Origin of the sequence: Micromonospora sp. S4605 (assembly GCF_003176715.1) — a bacterium.
Lineage (GTDB): Bacteria > Actinomycetota > Actinomycetes > Mycobacteriales > Micromonosporaceae > Micromonospora > Micromonospora echinaurantiaca.
In genome coordinates, this window is the sequence record NZ_QGSW01000285.1 from 23755 (window position 1) to 30758 (window position 7004).

A 7004-nucleotide genomic window follows, 5' to 3' on the forward strand; every position below is an offset into this window, starting at 1 on the left:
TCAGCGCCCTTCCGGTCGGGTGACTTCGGTCACTTTCTGTGATTTCGCACCCGCCAGGCCCGTAACCCGTGCCCGCTGCGGACCGTTTCTCCGGGTGCGACCGTTTGGTAGCTCCGGCATCCCCCCGGACCCAGCGAGAGGTCCGGCGGCATGGCCGGTCACGAACCGTGGGTTCGTGGCGCCCGCCCCGGTCGTCGGCGACGACAGCGGCCGACCGGCCGTGACCAGCGAGAGGAGGTGCCTGCGGTGGACAGCGACCTCTTCTCCCGTCGGCGCGCCGAGCGCTTCGCGCAACTTCTCGACGAGGCCAACGGCGGCCGGCGCCGGCACGCCCGGTCCCGGGCCGACGACCAGCTCGCCGCGCTCGTCGCAGTCGGGCAGCGGCTGCGTACGGAGGTGCCAGCCGTCGAGGTCGACCCGGACTTCCGCACCGGGCTGCGGGCGATGCTGCTGGCCACCGCCGAGCGGGAGGGCATCGGAGCCCCGGCCGCGGCGGAACCGGCCGCCCAGCGCTCCACCACCACCACCGGCCGCGGTTCGCTGCTGCCCGCCGTCACCGCCCGCCGGGCCCGGGCCCGGGGCGCGATCCTGATCGGCATCGCGGCCGGTGCGATCGCCGTCTCCGGCATCTCGGCGGCCAGCGAGAACGCCGTGCCGGGCGACGCGCTCTACGGGATGAAGCGCTCGACCGAGCGCGCCCAGCTCGCCCTGACCAGCTCGGACATCAGCCGGGGGCAGCTCTTCCTGGACTTCGCCCGGACCCGGCTGGGCGAGGCGGCCGCGCTGCGCGGCGACCAGACCGGCTTCAGCGCCGTGCTCGACGACATGGACGCCGACACCCGGCAGGGCGTACGCCTGCTGAACAGCGCGGCGGTGCAGCGCTCCGACCCGGCGGCGCTGGACGCGGTGAACTCCTTCCTGACCGGGCAGCGGCGGTCGGTGAACGCGCTGCTGGACGACGCGACCCGGCCCGAACGGGACCGGGCCCGGCGCTCGCTGGCCCTGCTGGACGCGATCCGCGAGCGCTCCGACGCGCTGCGCGCCGCGATCGCCTGCGGCCTGCCGGCCCCGGCCGGCAGCGACGCCCTCGGTCCGGCTCCGGCCGCCTGCCCGCCCGGCCGCTGACGTAGGCCCGGCCGCTGACGCCCGCCCGGCCAACCACCACCGGCTTCGGGCGGGCGGGCCAGCGCCGACGCCTGCCGGCCGCTGACGCCCGCGCTGGCCGCCTGCCCGCCCGGCCGCCCGGCCGCTGCCGTACCGGCGTAACGCCCTGCCCCGACCCGGCTTCCGGGCATGGGCAGCCGCCGGCGTCCGCGTCCGGACGCCGGACACGCCACAGTTCACCTGCCGGCCGGCCGCCGGACGCTCCGTCCCGGCTACCCTCGCCAGGAGGCACACGTCGCGCACGTCGAGCGGAGGGAGGTCGCGTGGTCCGCAGCCGCAAGGTGACCGTCAGCACCGACGCCCACGGTCACACCGCCGGCTGGGCGGAAACGGACCCGGCGGCGCCGACTCCCCCGGAGCCGGACCCGACCGCGGCGGCCTTCTTCGACGTGGACAACACGATGATGCAGGGCGCCTCGATCTACTGGTTCGCCCGCGGGCTCGCCGCGCGCAAGTACTTCACCACCTCCGACCTGGTCCGGTTCGCCTGGCAGCAGCTCCGGTTCCGGCTGCTCGCCACCGAGCACGCCGGCGACATGTCGCAGGCCAAGGAGGCGGCCCTCGCCTTCATCGAGGGCTGGCGGGTGGAGGACGTGGAGCGGCTCACCGAGGAGATCTTCGACGAGCTGATGGCGCCCCGGATCTGGAGCGGCACCCGGCGGCTGGCCCAGCGCCACCTCGACGCCGGCGAGCGGGTCTGGCTGGTCAGCGCCGCGCCGGTGGAGATCGGTCGGGTGATCGCGGCCCGCCTCGGGCTGACCGGCGCGATCGGCACGGTGGCCGAGATCGTCGACGGCGCGTACACCGGGCGGCTGGTCGGCGACCTGATGCACGGCCCGGCCAAGGCCGAGGCGATCACCCAGCTGGCCGCGGTCGAAGGGCTGGACCTGAGCCGGTGCGCCGCCTACAGCGACTCGTCGAACGACCTGCCGATGCTGTCGGCGGTGGGCCGCGCGGTGGCGGTCAACCCGGACGGCACCCTGCTGCGGCAGGCCCGGCAGCAGGGCTGGGAGGTGCGGGACTTCCGCACCGGGCGTCGAGCGGTCAAGATCGCCGTACCGTCCACCGCCGCCGCGGGCCTGGTCGCCGGGGCGGTCACCGCCGGCCTGGCGCTGCACCGCCGCCGCCGCGCCGACTGACCGGCCGGCGAACGGGCCCGGGTCAGGGGCCGAACGGGTCCGGCCGCCGCTCCAGCAGCTTGTGCAGGGTCTGCTGGATGGTCTCCCGCACCTGGTCGGCGAGGTTGAACACCACCAGCGGGTCGTCCGCCGAGTCGGTCAGGTGGGCGGTCGGGATCGGCGGGCAGAACTCGATCAGCCACTTGCTCGGCAGCGGCACCATGCCCAGCGGTCCGAGCCACGGGAAGGTCGGCGTGACCGGGAAGTACGGCAGCTTGAGCAGCCGGGCGAGCGGCTTGATGTCGGCGAGCATCGGATAGATCTCCTCACCGCCGACGATGGCCACCGGCACGATCGGGGTGCCGGTACGCAGCGCCGCCGAGACGAACCCGCCGCGGCCGAAGCGCTGCAGCTTGTAGCGCTCGGAGTAGAGCTTGCCGATGCCCTTGAAGCCCTCCGGGAAGACGCCGACCAGCTCGCCGTTGCCGAGCAGCCGCTCGGCGTCCGGGTTGCAGGCCACCGTGCCACCGGACTTGCGGGCCAGCTCGGAGACGACCGGCATCCGGAAGACCAGGTCGGCGCCGAGCAGCCGCAGGTAGCGGCGCGCCGGGTGCTGGTCGTGCAGGGCCGCTGAGAGGATCAACGCGTCCAGTGCCACCGTGCCGGAGTGGTTGCCCACCACCAGGCCGGCCCCGTCGGTGGGCACGTGCTCGATGCCGGTGACCTCGGTGCGGAACCAGTCCCGGTAGAGCACCCGCAGCAGCGGGTGGAAGACCGCGCTGGTCAGCTCCGGGTCGAAGCCGAACTCGTCCACCTCGTAGTCGCCGGCCAGCCGGCGGCGCAGGAAGGCCAGCCCGTTGGCCACCTTGCGGTCCCAGTGGTCGCCCGGCCGGTCCGGCACCGCCGGCCCCCGCCCGGCTCCACCGCCGTCCTGGTCGCCGCCGCCCTGGCCGTCACCGTCCTGGGCGTCACGGTTCTGGGCGTCACCGTGCTGGCCGACGCCGTCCTGGCCGTCACCGTTCTGGCCGGAGTCCGCCGCCGGCACGACCGGCTGGCCGCCGGCTGGCGCGTCGCTGGCGGTGGCGCCCGGGGCGTCGGGGGCCGGCTCGTCGCGGCCCGCCGGGACATCGGTGGCGGCGTCAGCCGGCGCGGACGCCACCGGCTCGTCGGTGGCCGCGGTGTCCGGCTCGTCGGCGGCGGGCCGGTGCCCGTTGGCCCGCGCCGCTCCCGGGTCGGCCACGGTCAGCGGCACGTCGTACCGGCCGTCCCGCCGCTCCTCCGGTCCGCTCATGCCGGCACTCCGCACCGTGCCGCGCCGTCATCAGGCGCCTTCGCGCTGAGCTTGATGATCCGCTCGCTCCGCTCGCTCCGCTCGCTCATGTCCGCTCCCGTACGGCGGCGCGGACCTGCCGGATCCCGTCCAGCACGAGCCGCTCGGCGGCGGCGAGTTGATCCCGGGACACCACGACGCCGCCGTGGTGCGCCCGGATGAAGTCGTCGAAGGCAGCCGCCGTGGAGCGGGGGGTGAAGCCGTACTCGCGCTCCAGCCGGCTGGTGTCGACCACCCGGCCGTGCACGAAGAGGTCGACCTGGTCGAGGCCGTATCGGCCGAAGCCGAGGTTGCGGGCGAGCGCGGCGGCCCCGGACAGGCCCGGCTCCAGCACCGGCAGGGCCACCCGGCCGGCCCGCCGGATCGCCTGGGAGAGCGAGAGCACCCCCGGCCCGGCGACGTTGTAGGTGCCCGGATGGTCCTCCACGATCGACCGGTGCAGCACCTCCAGCGCGTCGTCGAAGTGAAGGAACTGCAACCGGGGGTCACGGCCGAAGACGGTGGGCACCACCGGCTGGGAGAAGTACCGGGTGAGCGTGGTGTCGGCGGTCGAGCCGATGAACGGCGCGAAGCGCAGCACGGTGGCGGTGACGTCGGGCCGGCGCCGGCGGAAGCCGCGTACGTACGCCTCGATGTCGAGGATGTCGCGGGCGAACCCGCCGCGCGGCACCTCGCGTGGCTCGGTCTCCTCGGTGAACACCGCCGGGTCGCGGAACGAGGCCCCGTACGCGGCGGTCGAGGAGCGGACCACGAGCTTGCGCAGCCGGGGCGCGCGCTGGCAGGCGGCGAGCATCTGCATGGTGCCGATGACGTTCTGTTCCTTCATCGCCGACCGGCCGCCGTGCTGCTGGTCGGGGGCGCTGACCAGGGCGAGGTGCACGACCGCGTCGACCTCCAGGTCGGCCAGCAGCCCGCCGAGCGAGCCGGCGTCGACGCGGATCCGCTCGACCCGGTCGAGCAGGTCGCTGAACTCGGCGCCGGGCTCCGGCGGGTCGACGCCGATGACCCGTTCGATCCGCGGGTCCGCGGCGAGTCGGGCGGCGACGTGCGCGCCGAGGTAACGGCCGACCCCGGTCACGACGACGACCCCCGGAGCACCTGGGGTGCCACCGGGGGTCATGTCTCGCACCTCCCCCGGCAGGCGGGATCGAGCCGGGACAGCCACGGCCTGATCACCTGAGCCTCCGAGGGTCTGCAGTTGGCGAGTGACGACGGACGCCGGGCGGTGGCCCGGCTCCGGTCACTTGCCGAGACGGCGACGCTGGACGCGGGTCTTGCGCAGCAGCTTGCGGTGCTTCTTCTTAGCCATGCGCTTGCGGCGCTTCTTGACCACCGAGCCCATACGACAGCCTTTCGATGCAACGTGCGGGGCGACCGGATGACACCACCCTCCGGTGGCGTCCGCGACCGCTTGCGGACAACGGACCGGACCAGCGTGGGGGCGGCGGGGCGCACCGGTGTGCGGTCACGGTCGGGTCCAGGGTAGCGGGAGAGCTTCGGCAGGACCAACGCGACCCCGGTCGACGGGCGTCAACGCCCACCGGTCGGGGGGCCTGGGGGCGGCTCAGGCGGTTTCCTGAAAGGCGCCCCGGAGATATTCGTGCACCGCGTGCTCGGGCACCCGGAACGAGCGGCCCACCCGTACCGCGGTCAGCTCACCGCTGTGCACCAGGCGGTAGACCGTCATCTTCGACACCCGCATCACCGTCGCCACCTCGGCGACGGTGAGGAACTTGACCTCCGACAGCCGACCGTCGGACTGCGACCCGGCCATGGCTCACCGACCCATCCCATGCCCGGCGCGTGCCACCGGACGGGATCTCCCGCCCGGACCGGCGTACGCGCGTGTTACCAGTACGGTAGCGGGGCCGCTGTGACCGGCGCGATCCCTTCGTACAACTGATCATAATTCGGCACCCGATTCACCCGTTCCGACCTGCCGATATTCGCCTCGGCACGCCGGATGTCCCGGTTCCCGGCGACGATCCGCGCACCGCCCGCCGGCCGGCGGGCCGGGCTCACTCGGCGCGCAACGCCACCACGGGGTCGAGGCGGCCGGCGCGCTGCGCGGGCACCACGCCGAAGACGATGCCGACCGCCGCCGACACGCCGAACGCGAGCGCCAGCGACCACCAGGTGATCGCCGCCGGGATCGGCGACAGCGCGTCCACCAGCAGGGCGGTGCCCACACCGAGGGCCATGCCGGTGAGCCCGCCCACCGAGGTGAGCAGCACCGCCTCCAGCAGGAACTGAACGCCGATGTCCCGGGGCCGGGCGCCGACCGCCTTGCGCAGGCCGATCTCACGGGTCCGTTCCCGCACGCTGACCAGCATGATGTTGGAGACGCCGACCCCGCCCACCAGCAGCGAGATGCCCGCGATCGCGGCCAGTACGCCGGTGAGGACGCCCAGGATGTCGCCGAGCACCCCGAGGATCTGCTCCTGGGTGACCGCGCTGAACTCGGTGCCCGGATGCCGGCGGGTCAACTCGGCCACGATCCGGTCGCCCAGCTCGTCGATCCGCTCCCGGTCCGGCGCCTTCACCGCGATGCCGTCGACCCGCTGGGTGCCGTAGAGCCGCTGCGCGGCGGTCACCGGGACGTGCACCTCGTCGTCGCGGTCCACGCCGAGGCTCTGCCCGAGCGGGGCGAAGACGCCGATCACCCGGAACCGCACCCCGGCCACGGTGATCTGCCGCCCGACCGGGTCCCGGTCGGGGAAGAGGGCGCGCGCCACCGAGGCGCCGAGCACCGCCACCCGCCGGCTGGTGTCCACGTCGGAGCCGCTCAGGTAACGCCCCCGCGCGAGCTCCCGGGTGAACACCGACGGGGTGGTCTCCAGCACCCCCTGCACGGTGCTGAAGTCCGCCCGGCCGCCGGCCCGCACGGTCGCGCCGGAGGCGACGGTCACCGCTACCCGGTCGCGGTCGCCGACCACCCGGGCGACGGCGTCCACGTCGGCCAGGGTGAGCGGGGAGACGGCCGGGGCGGCGCCCACGTCCAGCCGGCCGGGGACCACCAGCAGCAGGTTGGAGCCGAGCCCCTCGACCTGCTGCTCGACCTTCCGCTTGGTGCCGGTGCCGATGGCCACCAGGATCACCACCGAGGCGACCCCGATGATCACGCCGAGCATGGTCAGCGCGCTGCGCAGCCGGTTGGCACGCAGTGCGGCCAGCGCCACCCGCCAGGCCTCCGCCACCCTCACGAGCCGGCTCCGCCCCGGTCGTCGGGCGGGCGCGGAAGGCGCCCGGTGGCTCCGGTGGCGCCACCGGAGCCACCGGGCGGGTGCCCCGGGCCGCTTCCGGACGCGGACCGGGGCTCCGCGCTGGGAGCGGGCACCAGTGTGTCAGGTCCGTCCACGCCGTCCGACGGCGGTCGATCATGAAGCTCCGCC

The 7004-nt window shown here is 74.7% G+C and carries 7 protein-coding genes and 1 pseudogene; 2 read left to right on the top strand and 6 right to left on the bottom strand.

All coding sequences use genetic code 11. The features are described 5' to 3' along the window. The first annotated feature begins 246 nt into the window (after nucleotides 1-246). Both DLJ47_RS25685 and DLJ47_RS25690 read left to right on the top strand, forming a co-directional pair. A complete protein-coding gene (locus DLJ47_RS25685; protein WP_109903578.1) occupies nucleotides 247-1125 on the top strand; it encodes a DUF5667 domain-containing protein in 879 nt (292 codons plus the stop codon). Between the two features lie 302 nt (nucleotides 1126-1427). Further along, nucleotides 1428-2303, top strand: coding sequence for an HAD family hydrolase (locus DLJ47_RS25690; protein WP_109903580.1), 876 nt, complete (start codon nucleotides 1428-1430; stop codon nucleotides 2301-2303). 22 nt (nucleotides 2304-2325) lie between these two features. Here DLJ47_RS25690 and DLJ47_RS25695 read toward each other — a convergent pair whose 3' ends face one another. From DLJ47_RS25695 to DLJ47_RS37920, 6 genes and pseudogenes are all read right to left on the bottom strand, one after another. Next, on the bottom strand, nucleotides 2326-3183 hold the full coding sequence (locus DLJ47_RS25695) for a lysophospholipid acyltransferase family protein (protein ID WP_109903598.1): 858 nt from the start codon (nucleotides 3181-3183) through the stop codon (nucleotides 2326-2328). 475 nt (nucleotides 3184-3658) lie between these two features. Then, the gene (locus DLJ47_RS25700) at nucleotides 3659-4732 is read right to left on the bottom strand and encodes an NAD-dependent epimerase/dehydratase family protein (protein WP_109903582.1); all 1074 of its coding nucleotides are present in this window, start codon (nucleotides 4730-4732) and stop codon (nucleotides 3659-3661) included. 120 nt (nucleotides 4733-4852) lie between these two features. Beyond that, nucleotides 4853-4954, bottom strand: a complete 102-nt coding sequence (locus DLJ47_RS25705) for a 30S ribosomal protein bS22 (RefSeq protein WP_007465623.1) — start codon at nucleotides 4952-4954, stop codon at nucleotides 4853-4855. A gap of 222 nt (nucleotides 4955-5176) precedes the next feature. Continuing rightward, on the bottom strand, nucleotides 5177-5386 hold the full coding sequence (locus DLJ47_RS25710; protein ID WP_007465625.1) for a helix-turn-helix domain-containing protein: 210 nt from the start codon (nucleotides 5384-5386) through the stop codon (nucleotides 5177-5179). Nucleotides 5387-5630: 244 nt separating this feature from the next. Next, nucleotides 5631-6815, bottom strand: a complete 1185-nt coding sequence (locus DLJ47_RS25715) for an ABC transporter permease (RefSeq protein WP_109903592.1) — start codon at nucleotides 6813-6815, stop codon at nucleotides 5631-5633. Continuing rightward, nucleotides 6812-7004: pseudogene (locus DLJ47_RS37920) on the bottom strand (ABC transporter ATP-binding protein); the annotation flags it as partial. The gene DLJ47_RS25715 and the pseudogene DLJ47_RS37920, both read right to left, overlap by 4 nt.

Bases quoted from the DNA above. Each gene is read 5' to 3' on its own strand.
- DLJ47_RS25700 (WP_109903582.1), bottom strand. From the start codon at position 4,732: ATGACCCCCGGTGGCACCCCAGGTGCTCCGGGGGTCGTCGTCGTGACC.
- DLJ47_RS25705 (WP_007465623.1), bottom strand. From the start codon at position 4,954: ATGGGCTCGGTGGTCAAGAAGCGCCGCAAGCGCATGGCTAAGAAGAAG.
- DLJ47_RS25710 (WP_007465625.1), bottom strand. From the start codon at position 5,386: ATGGCCGGGTCGCAGTCCGACGGTCGGCTGTCGGAGGTCAAGTTCCTC.